We start from the raw sequence: 15,524 nt of genomic DNA, 5'->3' as shown, positions 1-15,524 counted from the left end.
CCGGTCAGTTGAGGTGCGCGCGGTGCTTGCGTGCCTCGGTCCGGACCTCGTCGAGGACCTCGGCACCCGATCGCGACCCGCGCCCCGGGCCGTCCACCCAGGACTCCATGAGCCGGGCGGCCTCGTCCCACCGCGCCTGCGTGGCCAGGACGTCGCCGAGCTCGCGGATCAGCTCGGGGCCGCGGTGGCGCAGCCCGAGCCGCATCCGCAGCACCCACTCCAGGTCGGTGTGGCTCTTCTGCCGCGCGTAGACCGCGCGCAGGTTGTCGAGCATGCGGGCCAGGATCTGCCGGGTCGACACCCGCGGCAGCAGGTTCGCCCCGAACGGCGCCTCCGGCCCCGCGCCGGTCGTCGCGCGGAACAGCGCCTCGCACCCGGCGAGGTCCAGCCGGCGGCCGCGGTCGAACACGTCGAGGTAGCGGTCGCTGCCGGGCACCCGCACCAGGAAGTGCCCGGGCATCCCGACGCCCTCCAGCGGCACCCCGGCCCGGCGGCCCACCTCGATCGCGACCACCGACAGCGTGATCGGGATGCCGGTGCGGCGCTCCAGGATGTCGGGCAGGAACGAGTTGCGCGGGTCGCCGTACTCGGCGGTGTTGCCGGCGAAGCCCGCCTCGGTGAACAGCCGGTGCAGCAACGACTCCAGGCCGGTCACCCCGTCGGCGAGCTCGTCGAGGGTGGCCAGCGCGCGGGCGGTCGCACCGCCGTCCCCGCCGGCGCCCGCGGCGATCGCACAGGCGGCACGGTCGAGGTCGGGTTCCGGTCCGCTGACCATCCGCAGGAAACGGACGACCGGATCGGCGGCGGCGGTCACGGCGGGCCCGCCGTCACCCGTACGACGGTGCCGTGCACCCGGCCCGGGTCGTCCTCGGCGGTCCACACCTGCAGCACGTCGGTCAGCTCGGAGGCCATCCACATGCCGCGCCCGCGGCGCCCGGACGGCGACGGCGCGGCCAGTCCGGGGAACGGCAGGTGGAAGGCCGACGGGTCGGTCATCTCGGCGACCAGGCCCTCCGGTGTCCGCCACATCCGCAGCACCGGGCCGCCCGAGCCGTGCTCGATGCCGTTGCTGACGAGTTCGTTGACGGCCAGCACCAGGTCCTCGGCGCGCTCCGGGCCGAACCCGGTCAGCACCGCCTGGCGGTGGACGACGCGGCGCATGGTGGACAGGCGGTCCAGCCCGACGGGCAGCACGAGCAGCGGCACACCCAGGTCAGCGGGCGCCGCCTGCGGGTTCTCCGCGAGCAGCGTGCGGTGGTCGCGGCGGTACTCGCTGGGTACCGGGTCGCCGTCGACGAGGAACTCGTCGTGCAGCGCGCCGGCCTCCGCGCGGGCGCCTCGGTCGTCGGCGAAGCAGCACAGCATCTCGACGGGCAGGCCGTGCAGCGCGTGGTCGAGCGCCAGGTCCAGCCGAGTCCAGTACGCCGGGTCGGTGCCGGGCAGGTCGAGCGGCTGCCCGACCGTGCACACCCCGGGGGCGCCCTCGACGATCGCGTCGCGCACGGCGCGGCTCCAGCGCCCGGCGACGGTGAAGGGCGGCGCGGAGTGCATCCGCTCCGGGGGGCAGTATCTGACCCCCGCATCGCTGCCCAGCGACCGCTGCAGCTCGGACCGGCACCGCTGCTCCACGACGACCAGCGCGCGCCGGTTCTGGTCGAGGGCGTCGCCGACCGGGCCGGCCAGCACCTCGGCCTGGTGCTCGGGGTCCCGGTACGGGACGGCACGGTGCACCAGGCGACGGTCGGGCGCCGTCGTGGTCGGAGTGCTCATCGGCGGTCGGTCACGGTCGGGTCCATGTGGTGGGCGGCCTTCCACGTCGAGGCGGTGCCCGGATCTCCTGCGGGCGGCTCCTCCCGGACCGACCATAGTCAACACGGGGCGTTCCCGCGGGGCGGGGCGTGTGGGTTTCCCGACGTTCCCCCGACCCGCGTCGCCGCGTGCGGTAGGGAAGGACCATCGGCGACGCCGCCGGGACGGTGGGCGGTCGCCGGCGAGCGACGAGCCGAGCGAACGGAAGTGGTGGGAGATGCGCGTCTTCAACGGGGTCGACGAGCTGCGGGAGGCGAAGGGGAGCGAGGTCGGCGCCTCGGACTGGGTCGAGGTCGGGCAGGAGCAGATCGACGGGTTCGCCGACGCGACCGGGGACCACCAGTGGATCCACGTGGACGCCGAGCGCGCGAAGGACGGCCCCTTCGGCACGACGATCGCCCACGGCTTCCTCACGCTGTCCCTGCTGCCGAAGCTGGTGCAGGGGGTGTACCGGATCGAGGGCGTGAAGATGGGCGTCAACTACGGCCTCAACAAGGTGCGCTTCACCAGCCCGCTCCCGGTCGGCAGCCGGGTGCGCGGCCGCGTCGAGATCATCGACGTCACCGACATCTCCGGCGGGGTCCAGATCGCCTCGAAGGTGACCGTCGAGATCGAGAACTCCGAGAAGCCCGCCGTGGTCGCCGAGTGGCTGACCCGGCAGTACGTCTGAGAGGACCGGACAGATGCGTGATGCGGTGATCTGTGAGCCGTTGCGGACCCCGGTGGGTGGGTTCGGCGGTTCGTTGCGCGACGTGCCCGCCCACTCCTTGGCCGCGACGGTGATCGCGGCGCTGGTGGAGCGGACCGGGCTGGACGGCGCGGTGGTGGACGACGTGGTGCTCGGGCACTGCTACCCGTCGATGGACGCCCCGGCGATCGGCCGGGTCGCGGCGCTGGACGCCGGGCTGCCGGTGACCGCGGGCGGCATCCAGGTGGACCGCCGGTGCGGGTCGGGTCTGCAGGCCGTGCTCTACGCGGCGATGCAGGTGCAGACCGGTGCGGCCGAGGTGGTGCTGGCCGGTGGGGCGGAGTCGATGTCGTCGGCGTCGTTCTACTCGACCGGGATGCGGTGGGGGGTCAAGGGCGGCCCCGGGGTCATGCTCAACGACTCGCTGGCCCGGGGCCGGGTGACCGCCGGTGGCGTGAACTTCCCGGTGCCGGGCGGGATGCTGGAGACCGCGGAGAACCTGCGCCGTGAGTACTCGATCGGCCGCTCCGAGCAGGACGAGTTCTCGGTGCGCTCGCACCACCGGGCCGCCGCGGCGCAGGCCGAGGGCCGGTTCGCCGACGAGCTGGTGCCGGTCACGGTCAAGGGCCGCAAGGGCGACACCGTGGTCGAGGCCGACGAGCACATCCGGCCCGACTCGTCGATGGAGACCCTGGCGAAGCTGCGCCCGATCCTGGGGCGTGACGACGACGCGGCCACGGTGACCGCCGGCAACGCCTCCGGGCAGAACGACGGCGCCTCGGCGTGCGTGGTGACCAGCCCGGAGAAGGCCGCCGAGCTGGGACTGCGGCCGCTGGCCCGGCTGGTGTCCTGGGGCCTGGGCGGGGTCCCGCCGAAGACGATGGGCATCGGCCCGGTCCCGGCCACGGCCAAGGCGCTCGACGCGGCCGGGCTGACGCTGGCCGACATCGACCTGATCGAGTTGAACGAGGCGTTCGCGGCGCAGGTCCTGGCCTGCACCCGGGAGTGGAAGTTCACCGACGCCGACTTCGAGCGGACCAACGTCAACGGCTCGGGGATCTCGCTGGGCCACCCGGTCGGCGCGACCGGCGGCCGGATCCTGGCCACCCTGACCCGGGAGATGCAGCGCCGTGACGCCCGCTACGGGCTCGAGACGATGTGCATCGGCGGCGGGCAGGGCCTCGCGGCGGTGTTCGAGCGGGCCTGACGGCTCGTGAGTGGTTATCGCGGCTGGAGCCGCGATAACCACTCACGAGCGCGGAGCGCCTCAGTGCCCTTCGGTCTTGGCCCGCTCGTAGGACGCCTTGATCTCGCGCTCGGCGTCGGCGCGGCCGACCCAGGCGGCGCCCTCGACGCTCTTGCCCGGCTCCAGCGTCTTGTAGATCTCGAAGAAGTGCTGGATCTCCGCCCGGTCGAACTCGGCCAGGTGGTGGATGTCGCGCAGGTGCTCCTGGCGCGGGTCGTCGCTGGGGACGCAGAGGACCTTGTCGTCGCCGCCCTTCTCGTCCTTCATGCGGAACATCCCGATCGCGCGGGACCGGATGATGCAGCCCGGGAAGGTGGGCTCCTGCACCAGGACGAGCGCGTCCAGCGGGTCCCCGTCCTCGCCGAGGGTGTCCTCGATGAACCCGTAGTCGGCGGGGTACTGGGTGGCGGTGAAGAGGGTCCGGTCCAGCCGGATACGGCCGGTCTCGTGATCGACCTCGTACTTGTTCCGGCCGCCCTTGGGGATTTCGATGGTGACGTCGAAGTCCACGGTTCGTTGCTCCTTGAAGAGGGTCACGTACCACCGGGCCCGGGGCGGGCCGGGTGGCCCGCCCGCTCCGGCGGCGTCGGTGCTTCCCCCTAGTGTGAGGGAACCGGACCGCGTGGGTGCAGGCCGGTGACCCTCTGCGGGTGCGGTGTGGCGGTCGTCGCACCACCACCCGGACAGGTCGGCCGGTCCGCGGACCGGACAGCGAGCAGGAGGCGGAGTGGGACGCAGGCATCGGCGGACGGACCGCAACACGCGGCGGTTCGCGGTCGTCGCGGTCATGGCCCTGGCCTCGCTGTTCGGCGCCGTCGCGCTCGCCGGGCCGGACGCGCGGGAGCGGATCGGGTTCGGCCAGGCGGCCGCCGCCTACCCGCCGGTCCCGATGCCCGCGCTGCGGCCGCTCACCCCCACGGCGCCGGTCCCGACCGCCGCCGGGATCACCCAGGTGTTGTCCGAGCAGCTGAGCTCGCCGGCGCTGGGCGAGGTCACCGGTGTGGTGATGGACTCGTCGTCCCCGCGCGGTGTCGCACCGCTGTGGGAACGCGACGGGGGCCGGGCCATGGTCCCGGGTTCGACGACCAAGCTGCTCACCGCGGCCGCCGCGCTGCTCACCATGAACCCCACCGACCGGCTCGCCACCCGGGTCGTCCCGGGCCCCAGCGAGGACTCGGTCGTGCTCGTCGGGGGCGGTGACCCGTCGCTGACCGCGCTGCCCGCCGGGCAGGACGGGCTCTACCCCGAGCCGGCCCGGATCGACGACCTGGCCGCCGAGGTGAAGAACGCGCACCCCACCCCGGTGCGCACGGTGTACGTCGACACCGGGCTGTGGAAGGGCCCCGCGCAGTCGCCGGGCTGGGGCGCGAGCGACGTCGCCGACGGCTACGTCGCGCCCATGTCCCCGCTGATGCTCGACGGCGGCCGCACCGCCCCCACCGAGCAGGACGGCCCGCGCTCGACCGATCCCGCGCAGGCCGCGGGCCAGGCACTGGCCGACGCGCTCGGTGCCACCGACGTGCAGGACGGCACCGCCGCGGCGACCGCCCCGGTGCTGGGCAGCGTCTCCTCGCCGCCGATCGCGAGCCTCGTCGAGTACATGCTCACCGCGTCGGACAACGTCTCCGCCGAGGCGCTCGCCCGGCAGGTCGCCGTCGCCCGCGACGCCGACGCCTCCTTCGACGGCGGTTCCCGCGCCGTCACCGAGTCGCTGGTCCAGGCCGGGTACGACGTCGGCGGCCTGCAGCTCGCCGACGGCAGCGGTCTGTCCCGGGACAACCGGATCCCGGCGCGGCTCCTCGGCGCGGTGCTGGCGTCCGCGGCGGCCCAGTCGGACAGCCCGAACGACGTCCAGTTCCTGCGGCCGATCCTCACCGGGCTCCCGGTCGCCGGTGGCGGGGGCACGCTCACCGAGCGCTTCGGCGACGGCCCGTCGGTGGCCGGGCGAGGTGTCGTGCGCGCCAAGACCGGCACGCTGAGCGGGGCGTCCAGCCTGGCCGGGGTGGTCACCGACGTCGACGGCAGGCTGCTCGTGTTCGCGCTGCTCTCCAACGGCACCTCGCCCGCCGACGCGCGCCCCGCGCTGGACCGGGTGGCGGCCACCCTGAGCCGTTGCGGCTGCCGCGGCTGACGCCCGACCGCGGGTAGCGTGGCCGGCATGCAGCCCGACGTGACCGACCCGGCACCGGCGACCGCGCGGCAGGCCGATCGCGGCCTGCCGGTGAACTGGTCCCTGGCGGCGGCGACGGCGGCCCGGCTGATGCCCGCTGGCCCCCGCACGACGCCGGAGGCGGCCCGCGAGCTGGTCGGACGGCTGCGGGAGGACTCGGCCCGCGCCGAGGGTCACGTCCGCGAGGTGACCGGGCTCGGGGCCGGGCTCCCGCTGCTGCCCGCCGAGGTCCTGGACCGCCCGGCGTGGGCCCGCGCCGCGGTCGCCGGGATGGACGCGCTGACCTCTGGGGCGGAGCTGCCGGCGTCGCCGTGGCCGCTCCGGTCGGTCACCGCGGCGGGGTCCGGTGCGCAGCTCGGCGCGCTGCTCGCGTACATGGGTGCGCGGGTGCTCGGCCAGTACGACCCGTTCGGCGGGCCGGACGGCGCGGGCCGGCTGATCGTGGTGGCGCCCAACGTGCACGCCGTGACCCGGTCGCTCGACGTCGACGGTGCCCAGTTCGGGCTCTGGGTCTGCCTGCACGAGGCCACCCACCGGCTGCAGTTCACCGCGGTGCCGTGGCTGCGCGACCACTTCGCGGGGCTGGTCACCGCGCTGCTGTCGCTGCAGGAGCCGGACACCGCGAAGCTCGCCCGGCTGCCCGAGGCGATCCGCTCGCTGCGCGGTGAGGGCGGGACCGACGTGCTCGCACTGGTGGAGCTGCTGCAGGGGCCCGAGCAGCGGGCGGTGCTCGACCGGCTGCTCGCGCTGTCCACCCTGCTGGAGGGGCACGCCGACCACGTGATGGACGCCGTCGGGCCGGAGGTCGTGCCGGACGTCGCCGTCATCCGCGCCCGGTTCACCGAGCGCCGCCGTGGCGGCGGGGTCGTCGACCGGCTGCTGCGGGCGTTGCTGGGCGTCGACGCGAAGATGAAGCAGTACGCCGTCGGCGCCGCGTTCTGCCGCGAGGTCGAGCGGGAGGTCGGCATGGCCGGTCTCAACCGGGTCTGGGAGTCCCCGGACACGCTGCCGACCCGCGCCGAGCTGTCCGACGCCGGGGCCTGGCTGCGCCGCGTGGCATGACCGCCCGGCGGCGGGTGCGGGCCGCGGTACGCGACGCGCTGGCGGAGCTGCCCGGCCCGGTGTGCGAGGCCCCGCCGCTCGTCGGCTGCTCCGGTGGCGCCGACTCGACCGCGCTCGTCCTCGCCGTGCGGGAGGTGGTCGAGGGGCCGGTGCACGCGGCCGTCGTCGACCACGGTCTGCAGGACGGCTCGGCGGAGCGATCGGCCGAGCTGGCGGTCCGGCTGCGTGCGGCCGGGATCGAGGCCGCGGTGCACCCTGTGCAGGTCACCGGTCCCGGCGGTACCGAGGCGGCGGCCCGGCGGGCCCGCCGGGCGGCGCTGCTCGCAGCGCGGCCGCACCCGTCGTCGGCGGTGCTGCTGGGCCACACCCTCGACGACCAGGCCGAGACCGTGCTGCTCGGGCTCGGCCGGGGTTCCGGTGCGCGCTCGCTCGCCGGGATGCGGGCCTGGAGCGCGCCCTGGCTGCGCCCGCTGCTGGGCCTGCGCCGCGCCGACACCGCCGACGCCTGCGCGGAGGCCGGCGTCCCGGTCTGGGCCGACCCGCACAACACCGATCCCCGCTTCACCCGCGCCCGGGTGCGGCACGAGGTGCTCCCGCTGCTCGAGGAGGTGCTCGGCGGCGGCGTCACCGAGGCGCTGGCGCGGACCGCGGACCAGCTCCGCGACGACGACACCGCCCTCGACGAGCAGGCCGCCCGGCTCCGGGAGGCCGCCGGAGAGCCGGGGTGTGCCGTCCCGGGTACGGACCGTGACGACGACGCCGTCGGGAATGTCCCCGTCCCGCGTGATTCCGGCGACAGCGACCCCGGAGCCGGAGTGCCGCAACGGCTCCCGGAACCGGCCCGCGACGCCTCCGCCGGCACCGCCGCCCCGGCCCTCGACGCGACGGTGCTCGCGACGGCACCGGCGGCCGTCCGGCGCCGCGTACTGCGGGAATGGCTCGCCGCGCACGGCGTCCGGGCACTCACCGACGCCCAGCTGCGCGCCGCCGACGATCTCGTCGGGCGGTGGCGCGGGCAGGGCGGGCCGACGCTCGGTGGTGGCTTGGAGCTGACCCGCACGCGTGGCAGGCTCGTGCTGCGCCGCCGACGGTGGGGGCGTGACCGGGCGTGACGATCGCCCGGTTCCGGACGACCGGGCCGCCACCGCGGCCCGCGCGAGGGGGTCGGGTGTACGACGGGGACATCTCGTCGGTGCTGGTCACCGAGGAGCAGGTGCGGGAGAAGACCGAGGAGCTGGCCCGCAAGGTCGCCGAGGACTACGCCGACGTCGTGCAGGACGGCCGGAACGGCGACCTGCTGCTGATCGGGGTGCTGAAGGGCGCGGTCATGTTCATGACCGACTTCGCCCGCGCGCTGCCGGTGCCCACCCAGCTGGAGTTCATGGCGGTCAGCTCCTACGGCTCGTCGACGTCGTCGTCGGGCGTGGTGCGGATCCTGAAGGACCTCGACCGCGACATCGCCGGCCGGCACGTGCTGATCGTCGAGGACATCATCGACTCCGGTCTCACCCTGAACTGGCTGCTGAACAACCTGAACTCCCGCGGCCCGGCGTCGCTCGACGTCATCACGCTGCTCCGGAAGCCCGACGCGGTGAAGGTCGACGTCCCGGTCCGCTACGTCGGTTTCGACATCCCGAACGAGTTCGTCGTCGGCTACGGCCTCGACTACGCCGAGCGGTACCGCGACCTGCCCTACATCGGGACGCTGGACCCGACGGTCTACGCCTGACCGGCCCGGTCAGCCGGCGGCGATGCCGGGGCCCGCGGGCGTCGCGAGCGACCGCGGGTCGACGCCGGGCGGGGTCGCCGTGAAGCCCGGTCCCGACGCCGGTGCGAGCCCGGGCGGGCCGTCGGTGCGCGCGGCGTAGTCCAGCGCCCGGCCCAGGTCGGTGTACTCGATGCTGGGGCGGTCCGCCGTCGACGACAGGCTGGACAGCACCCCGACGGCGCGGCCCCCGGCGTCGAGCAGCGGGCTGCCGGACTCGCCGGCCACGCCCGGCTCCATGGTGTACACCGCGTGTCCCCAGCCGCCGCCGACGTCGCCCGCCACGACGCCGCCACGGGCCGCGACCGCGCGGGCGCCCGTGGCGTCGGGCGGGTTGGCCAGGCCGAACACCGGGGTGCCCGCCGGCAGCGGCTCGGTGCAGACGCCGGTGGGGCCGCCGAAGAACGGCACCGCCGCCCCGACCGCGGGCGCGGCGTCCGCGGGCAGTTCGACCAGCGCGAGGTCGTTGTAGGCGCAGGTGTCCGGGTCGGTCTCGCCGCGCGCCTGCATGGTGTTCCAGGAGCTCCAGGCGAGCGTGCCGGTGACGGTCCGGTCGGTGCCGCGCACGGTCACCGGGGTGCCCAGCGGGACGGCGGCCGAGGTGCAGCCGTCGGTCTCGGTCTCGTCGCCGGTGCCGCCGCAGTGCGCGGCCTGCGCCAGGAAGGTGCGGTCGCCCGCGGTGAGGACGAGGCCCGCGGTGCACAGTCCCGCACCGGCGGTCTCCGTGACGACGCCCGGCCCGATCGACGACGGCCCCGCGGCGACGGCCGGGGACGGGATCACGGCGGGGGCCTCGGCCCGCGCGGTGGTCGTCACCGCCGGGACGGCGGGCGCCTCCGTGCGCGTGCCGGCCGGGGCGGTGAACAGCGTCAGCGCGGCGGAGGCGGCCAGCCCGACGGCCAGTGCGGACACCGTCCGACGAGGCCCGAGCCCCGCGCGCAGCGCCATCCGATCGCCCCTCCCGACGTGCACGCCCGATCACCCACCGTGCGTGCCCCACAGTTCTCCCACACCGGCCCGCGGGAGTGTGCGGCGGGACACCCCGACGGGGGAACCGGCCAGGTCGTCCACACGTTGATCCGGCGGACGGTCGCGTGCGACCGTCCGGGCCCGGTCCGCCCGGCGCGCTCGCTCCTGCGTGCGGCTATCCTGGCGGGTCAGGGCCGTCCGGCGGGGCGGTGTTCCGTCCGCCGCCGCTGCCGCGAACCACTCTCGGGAAGGTGAAGGCCACCCCGGCCGACGTTGCATGGACCGCAAGCGCCTGCTCCGCAACCCGCTGATCTGGATCCTCCTCGCGCTCCTGATCTATCTCGGGTTCAGCCAGCTGCTCGACGACACCCGCGGGTACTCCGAGGTGACGACGTCGGTCGCGCTGACCCAGATCCAGGACGGCAACGTCCGTGACGCGCTCGTCGAGGACCGGGAGCAGCAGCTCCGGCTGACCCTGGACCGCCCGATCGAGGTCGACGGCAACGAGACCACCCAGGTCCTCGCGCAGTACCCTGCCCAGCTCTCCGGGCAGATCTTCGACCAGGTGCGCCAGGTCCCGGGGATCGCCGAGTACGGCACCCTCGTCCGGCAGGACTCGTTCCTGTCCACGCTGCTCATCACGATGATCCCGCTGGCGCTGGTGCTGATCGTCCTGTTCTGGTTCCTGAACAACGCCCAGGGCGGCGGGAACCGGGTGATGAGCTTCGGCAAGTCCAAGGCCAAGCAGCTGAACAAGGACATGCCGAAGAACACGTTCTCGGACGTGGCGGGGGCCGACGAGGCCGTCGAAGAGCTGTACGAGATCAAGGACTTCCTGCAGAACCCGGGCCGCTACCAGGCGCTGGGCGCGAAGATCCCCAAGGGCGTGCTGCTGTACGGCCCGCCCGGCACCGGCAAGACACTGCTGGCGCGCGCGGTCGCCGGCGAGGCGGGCGTGCCGTTCTACACGATCTCCGGCTCCGACTTCGTCGAGATGTTCGTCGGTGTCGGTGCCTCCCGGGTGCGTGACCTGTTCGAGCAGGCCAAGCAGAACGCGCCCTGCATCATCTTCGTCGACGAGATCGACGCGGTCGGCCGCCAGCGCGGCGCGGGCCTCGGCGGCGGTCACGACGAGCGCGAGCAGACGCTGAACCAGCTCCTGGTCGAGATGGACGGGTTCGACGCCCGCGGCGGGATCATCCTGATCGCGGCCACCAACCGTCCGGACATCCTGGACCCGGCGCTGCTGCGCCCGGGCCGGTTCGACCGCCAGATCCCGGTCGCCGCGCCCGACCTCGCCGGCCGTCGCGCCATCCTCTCCGTGCACTCCAAGGGCAAGCCGTTCGCCCAGGACGTCGACTTCGAGAGCCTCGCGAAGCGCACCGTCGGCATGTCCGGTGCCGACCTCGCGAACGTGATCAACGAGGCGGCACTGCTCACCGCCCGGGAGAACGACTCGCAGATCACCGGCGCGGCGCTGGAGGAGTCGGTCGACCGCGTCGTCGTCGGCCCGAAGCGCAAGTCGAAGATCGTCTCCGAGCGCGAGAAGAAGATCACCGCCTACCACGAGGGCGGGCACGCGCTGGCGGCGTGGGCGATGCCGGACCTCGAGCCGGTCTACAAGCTCACGATCCTGCCGCGCGGGCGCACCGGCGGGCACGCACTCGTCGTCCCGGAGGACGACAAGGGCCTCATGACGCGCGCCGAGATGATCGCCCGCCTCGTGTTCGCGATGGGCGGCCGTTCGGCTGAGGAGCTGGTGTTCCACGAGCCGACGACGGGTGCGTCGTCGGACATCGACCAGGCCACCAAGATCGCCCGCGCGATGGTCACCGAGTACGGCATGAGCGCAAAGCTGGGCGCGGTGCGCTACGGACGCGAGCAGGGCGACCCGTTCCTCGGACGCTCGATGGGCAACCAGGCGGACTACTCGCTGGAGGTCGCCCACGAGATCGACGAGGAGGTGCGCAAGCTCATCGAGGCGGCGCACACCGAGGCATGGCAGATCCTCAACACCTACCGCGACGTCCTCGACGACCTGGTGCTCGAGCTCCTCGAGAAGGAGACGCTGAACCGCCGGGACCTCGAGCGGATCTTCGGGTCGGTGGAGAAGCGGCCGCGGATCACCGCGTTCAACGACTTCGGTGACCGGACGCCGTCGGAGAAGCCGCCGATCAAGACCCCGCGCGAGCTCGCGCACGAGCGTGGCGAGCCCTGGCCCGAGCCGGAGCGGACCCCGGCCCCGGTCGGGTCCGGTGCCGCGAACGGCCACGGCGAGGCCCCCGGCCTGCCCGGTGCGTCGCCGTTCCCCGCGGGCGGGTCCGCCCCGGCCCGTCCGGACGCCCCGAACGACGGCGGCTACGGTCCCGACCCCGTCCCGGCACCCGCACCCGCCGGGAACGGCAACGGTGTCCACGGCGCCACACCGAACGGCAACGGCCGTCCGGCCGGCGCCGACGGCAGGCAGCAGCCCGGACGCGGCAGCGGCTACGCGCCGCCCCCGCCCGCGGTGGCGCCGAACTACGGCGCGCCGCCGGACTGGCGGCCCGCGACCACCCCGCACGGGCAGAGCTGGCCGCCGGCCAACTGGGGTGGGCAGCAGGGCCAGGCTCCGCAGCAGCCGTCGCCACAGAACCAGCAGCAGGACCCGCAGCAGCAGGACCCGCGGCAGCAGGGCCCCCAGCAGGGCGGCGACCCGCAGCAGGGCCCGGTCCGGAACGGGCCGTGGACCGGTTCGTCGGGCACGACCGACGGCCCCCGGACCGGCGACCGTCGGGGCGACGACCCGGAGGCAGGACACTGAGCACGTTGACCACGGACGACTGGCCCGAACCGGTCAGGTCCGCCGCGGTCGCGGCCGGGGCCACCCAGGCCGTGCCCGCCGAGATCGATCTCGACCGCGCCGAGCGGGCGGTCCGCGAGCTCCTGATCGCGGTCGGGGAGAACCCCGACCGCGAGGGGCTCAAGGAGACGCCCGCCCGGGTGGCGCGCGCCTACGGCGAGATCTTCGCCGGGCTGTTCGTCGACCCGGACTCGGTGCTGGAGAAGACGTTCGACGAAGGGCACGGCGAGCTGGTCCTGGTCAAGGACATCCCGATGTTCTCGACCTGCGAGCACCACCTCGTGCCCTTCCACGGCGTCGCGCACGTCGGCTACATCCCGGCGGTCGACGGCCAGGTCACCGGCCTGTCCAAGATCGCCAGGGTGGTCGACCTGTACGCCAAGCGCCCGCAGGTGCAGGAGCGACTCACCGCGCAGGTCGCGGACGCCCTGGTGCGCAAGCTGAACCCGCGCGCGGTGATCGTCGTGATGGAGGCCGAGCACCTGTGCATGGCCATGCGCGGCATCCGCAAGCCGGGTTCGCGCACCACGACCTCGGCGGTCCGTGGACTGTTCAAGAGCTCCGCCTCCTCCCGCGCGGAGGCGCTGTCGCTGATCAGGGGGGCGTGACGTGGTCGCCCCGGACGGTGGTCTGCCGGAGCTCGGTCGCTGCGCGGTGATGGGGATCCTCAACGTCACCCCCGACTCGTTCTCCGACGGCGGGCGCTACCTGGACCGTTCGCACGCGATCGCGCACGGTGTGGCGATGCGCGACGCGGGCGCCGATCTCGTCGACGTCGGTGGCGAGTCGACCCGGCCCGGTGCCGAGCGGGTCGACGCCGTCACCGAGCGGGACCGCGTGGTGCCGGTCGTCCGCGAGCTGACCGGGGCCGGTGTCCGGGTCAGCGTCGACACCACCCGGTCCGAGGTGGCCGCCGCCTGTGTCGACGCCGGCGCGGTGATGGTCAACGACGTCTCCGGCGGGCTCGCCGACCCGCGGATGGCCGCGGTCGTCGCCGAGACCCGGGTGCCGTGGGTGCTCATGCACTGGCGCGGGCACAGCGCCGGGATGCAGCAGCTCGCCGGGTACGAGGACGTGATCGGCGAGGTCCGGGCCGAGCTCGTCGCCCGGGTGGACCACGCCGTGATGGCCGGGGTGGATCCGGACCGGATCCTGCTGGACCCGGGCCTGGGCTTCGCGAAGACGGCCGCCCACAACTGGGCGCTGCTGCGCCGGATCGACGTGCTGATCGATCTCGGGTTCCCGGTCCTGGTGGGGGCCTCGCGCAAGAGGTTCCTCGGGGACCTGCTCGCCACCGGCGACGGGACACCCCGCCCGCCCGCGGGCCGGGACACCGCCACCGCCGCGATCAGCGCGCTCGCCGCGAACGCCGGCGCCTGGGGCGTCCGGGTGCACGACGTCGAGTCCACGATGGACGCCGTCGCGGTCGCCGCGGCGTGCCGGCTCGGTGCGTCGCGGGCCCGTACCTCCCGCGAGGGGGAGAGGTGAGCGGCGACCGGATCGAGCTGCGCGGGCTGCGGGTCCGCGGCCACCACGGGGTGTTCGGGCACGAGCGGCGCGACGGCCAGGAGTTCGTCTGCGATCTCGTCGTGCACGCCGACCTCGCTGCCGCGGCCGCGTCCGACGACCTGGCCGACACCCTGGACTACGGCGCGCTGGCCCAGCGGGCTGCGGCGATCGTCGGCGGCCCGCCGCGCGACCTAATCGAGTCCGTGGCCGGCGCGGTCGCCGACGACGTGCTCGCGTCCGACGAGCGGATCCGTGCGGTCGAGGTGACCCTGCACAAGCCGTCCGCGCCGATCCCGCTGGCGTTCGACGACGTCGCAGTCGTCGTGCACCGGGGCCGGTCGTGACCCGCGCGGTGCTCTCCCTCGGTTCCAACATGGGGGACCGGATCGTGCACCTGCGCGCGGTCGTCGCCGATCTCGGACCCGCGCTCGTCGTGGTCTCGCCGGTGTTCGAGACGGCACCGTGGGGCGTCACCGACCAGCCCGACTTCCTCAACGCCGTCGTCGTCGCCGAGGACCCGGCGCTGGACGCGTGGGGCTGGCTGCGCCGCGGCCAGGCCCTGGAGGACGCGTCGGGCCGGGTCCGGGAGCAGCGGTGGGGCCCGCGGACGCTCGACGTCGACGTCGTCCAGGTCCGCGACGGGGACGAGCCGGTGATCTCCGACGACCCGGAGCTGCTGCTGCCGCACCCCGGCACCCCCGAGCGCGCGACGGTGCTGCTGCCCTGGCTGCTCGCCGAGCCCGACGCGGTCCTGCAGGGGCACGGGCCGGTCGCGGACCTGCTCACCCGGCTCGGCCCGGACGCGCGCTCCGGCATCCACCGGCGCGACGACCTGCCGCTGCTGCCGGCCGGGGCGGCGCCGTGAGCGCGCCGGGCCCCGGCGACCGTCGGCCCGGCTCGGGGGAGGACCCCCGGCCGACGGTCCGGCCCACCCGCTACCGGGACCTCGCCGCGATCACGGTGGTCGCGGCCCTGCTCGGCAACATTCTCGTCCAGCTGACGTATCCGCTGCTGCCGGGCGTACCGGTCGCCGCGGGCCTCTCCATCGGGGTGCTCGCGGCCGCCGAGCTCGCCGGGGCGTTCGTGCTGCGCCGCCGGATCCAGCGGCGCGGCGACGCGCTCCCGGTCCCGCCGCTGGTCGCCGCCCGGGCCGTGCTCGTGGCGAAGGCCTCGTCGGTCGGCGGAGCGGTGATCGCCGGCCTGTGGATCGGGATGCTCGCGCACACGCTGCGGCGTGCCGACGTCGTCGTCGCCGCGTTCGCCGACAGCGTCTCCGCCGGGATCGGCCTGGTCTGCGCGCTGCTGCTGGTCGGCGCCGCGCTCTGGCTGGAGTACTGCTGCCGAGCCCCGGACGATCCCGACGACTCCGACAGCGGGGTCCGCTCGACCTGATCCGCACCCGGCCGGGTGTGGTCCGTGCCTCCCGCGGCGCGCACGGACGGTGGAGCGGCCCGGAGTTCTCTA

General features: G+C 74.7%; 16 protein-coding genes. 12 read left to right on the top strand and 4 right to left on the bottom strand.

Features of this window, described 5'->3' with window-relative positions; genetic code table 11:
* Positions 1 to 4: 4 nt before the first annotated feature.
* Positions 5 to 814, bottom strand: a complete 810-nt coding sequence (locus Ae150APs1_RS14965; protein WP_075298250.1) for a transglutaminase-like domain-containing protein — start codon at positions 812 to 814, stop codon at positions 5 to 7.
* Positions 811 to 1,770: an ATP-binding protein gene (locus Ae150APs1_RS14960; protein ID WP_075298247.1), complete on the bottom strand. Its 960-nt coding sequence runs from the start codon at positions 1,768 to 1,770 to the stop codon at positions 811 to 813. The genes Ae150APs1_RS14965 and Ae150APs1_RS14960 overlap by 4 nt, the downstream gene beginning before the upstream one ends.
* A 256-nt stretch (positions 1,771 to 2,026) precedes the next feature.
* On the opposite strand from Ae150APs1_RS14960, the gene Ae150APs1_RS14955 reads away from it, so the two are divergent.
* Both Ae150APs1_RS14955 and Ae150APs1_RS14950 read left to right on the top strand, forming a co-directional pair.
* Positions 2,027 to 2,479 carry a MaoC family dehydratase gene (locus Ae150APs1_RS14955; protein WP_075298244.1) on the top strand — a complete coding sequence of 151 codons (453 nt, stop codon included), beginning with the start codon at positions 2,027 to 2,029 and terminating at the stop codon, positions 2,477 to 2,479.
* Between the two features lie 13 nt (positions 2,480 to 2,492).
* Positions 2,493 to 3,704, top strand: coding sequence for an acetyl-CoA C-acetyltransferase (locus Ae150APs1_RS14950; RefSeq protein ID WP_075298241.1), 1,212 nt, complete (start codon positions 2,493 to 2,495; stop codon positions 3,702 to 3,704).
* 60 nt (positions 3,705 to 3,764) lie between these two features.
* On the opposite strand, the gene Ae150APs1_RS14945 is transcribed toward Ae150APs1_RS14950, so the two are convergent.
* On the bottom strand, positions 3,765 to 4,253 hold the full coding sequence (locus Ae150APs1_RS14945; protein ID WP_010242619.1) for an inorganic diphosphatase: 489 nt from the start codon (positions 4,251 to 4,253) through the stop codon (positions 3,765 to 3,767).
* A 217-nt stretch (positions 4,254 to 4,470) separates the two neighbouring features.
* On the opposite strand from Ae150APs1_RS14945, the gene dacB reads away from it, so the two are divergent.
* From dacB to hpt, 4 genes are read left to right on the top strand one after another with little or no spacing between them, the layout of a single operon-like run.
* Entirely contained in the window at positions 4,471 to 5,874 is a 1,404-nt protein-coding gene (dacB, locus tag Ae150APs1_RS14940) for a D-alanyl-D-alanine carboxypeptidase/D-alanyl-D-alanine-endopeptidase (RefSeq protein WP_075298238.1), read from the top strand.
* Positions 5,875 to 5,901: 27 nt separating this feature from the next.
* Positions 5,902 to 6,975, top strand: coding sequence for a zinc-dependent metalloprotease (locus Ae150APs1_RS14935; RefSeq protein ID WP_075302125.1), 1,074 nt, complete (start codon positions 5,902 to 5,904; stop codon positions 6,973 to 6,975).
* Entirely contained in the window at positions 6,972 to 8,087 is a 1,116-nt protein-coding gene (gene tilS, locus Ae150APs1_RS33610; protein WP_075298236.1) for a tRNA lysidine(34) synthetase TilS, read from the top strand. The genes Ae150APs1_RS14935 and tilS overlap by 4 nt, the downstream gene beginning before the upstream one ends.
* 56 nt (positions 8,088 to 8,143) lie before the next feature.
* On the top strand, positions 8,144 to 8,704 hold the full coding sequence (hpt, locus tag Ae150APs1_RS14925) for a hypoxanthine phosphoribosyltransferase (RefSeq protein WP_060574593.1): 561 nt from the start codon (positions 8,144 to 8,146) through the stop codon (positions 8,702 to 8,704).
* Positions 8,705 to 8,713: 9 nt separating this feature from the next.
* Here the strand turns inward: hpt and Ae150APs1_RS14920 are convergent, their stop codons facing one another.
* Complete coding sequence (locus Ae150APs1_RS14920) at positions 8,714 to 9,688, bottom strand: hypothetical protein (protein WP_083680142.1); 975 nt, start codon at positions 9,686 to 9,688, stop codon at positions 8,714 to 8,716.
* A gap of 298 nt (positions 9,689 to 9,986) precedes the next feature.
* On the opposite strand from Ae150APs1_RS14920, the gene ftsH reads away from it, so the two are divergent.
* The 6 genes from ftsH (at position 9,987) to Ae150APs1_RS14890 (ending at position 15,452) form a co-directional block, all read left to right on the top strand.
* Entirely contained in the window at positions 9,987 to 12,512 is a 2,526-nt protein-coding gene (gene ftsH, locus Ae150APs1_RS14915) for an ATP-dependent zinc metalloprotease FtsH (protein WP_075298233.1), read from the top strand.
* 71 nt (positions 12,513 to 12,583) lie between these two features.
* Positions 12,584 to 13,159: a GTP cyclohydrolase I FolE gene (gene folE, locus Ae150APs1_RS14910; RefSeq protein ID WP_029239597.1), complete on the top strand. Its 576-nt coding sequence runs from the start codon at positions 12,584 to 12,586 to the stop codon at positions 13,157 to 13,159.
* A gap of 49 nt (positions 13,160 to 13,208) precedes the next feature.
* Complete coding sequence (folP, locus tag Ae150APs1_RS14905; RefSeq protein WP_050802375.1) at positions 13,209 to 14,039, top strand: dihydropteroate synthase; 831 nt, start codon at positions 13,209 to 13,211, stop codon at positions 14,037 to 14,039.
* Positions 14,036 to 14,404, top strand: a complete 369-nt coding sequence (gene folB, locus Ae150APs1_RS14900) for a dihydroneopterin aldolase (protein WP_010231321.1) — start codon at positions 14,036 to 14,038, stop codon at positions 14,402 to 14,404. The genes folP and folB overlap by 4 nt, the downstream gene beginning before the upstream one ends.
* Positions 14,401 to 14,925, top strand: coding sequence for a 2-amino-4-hydroxy-6-hydroxymethyldihydropteridine diphosphokinase (gene folK, locus Ae150APs1_RS14895; RefSeq protein WP_075298230.1), 525 nt, complete (start codon positions 14,401 to 14,403; stop codon positions 14,923 to 14,925). The genes folB and folK overlap by 4 nt, the downstream gene beginning before the upstream one ends.
* On the top strand, positions 14,922 to 15,452 hold the full coding sequence (locus Ae150APs1_RS14890) for a DUF3180 domain-containing protein (RefSeq protein ID WP_029239594.1): 531 nt from the start codon (positions 14,922 to 14,924) through the stop codon (positions 15,450 to 15,452). Before folK ends, Ae150APs1_RS14890 begins: the two co-directional genes overlap by 4 nt.
* Positions 15,453 to 15,524: the final 72 nt, after the last annotated feature.

Source organism: Pseudonocardia sp. Ae150A_Ps1, from assembly GCF_001932315.1.
Lineage (GTDB): Bacteria > Actinomycetota > Actinomycetes > Mycobacteriales > Pseudonocardiaceae > Pseudonocardia.
Note: the sequence above shows the minus strand (reverse complement) of the source record. Positions and strands in the feature narration are given on the sequence as shown.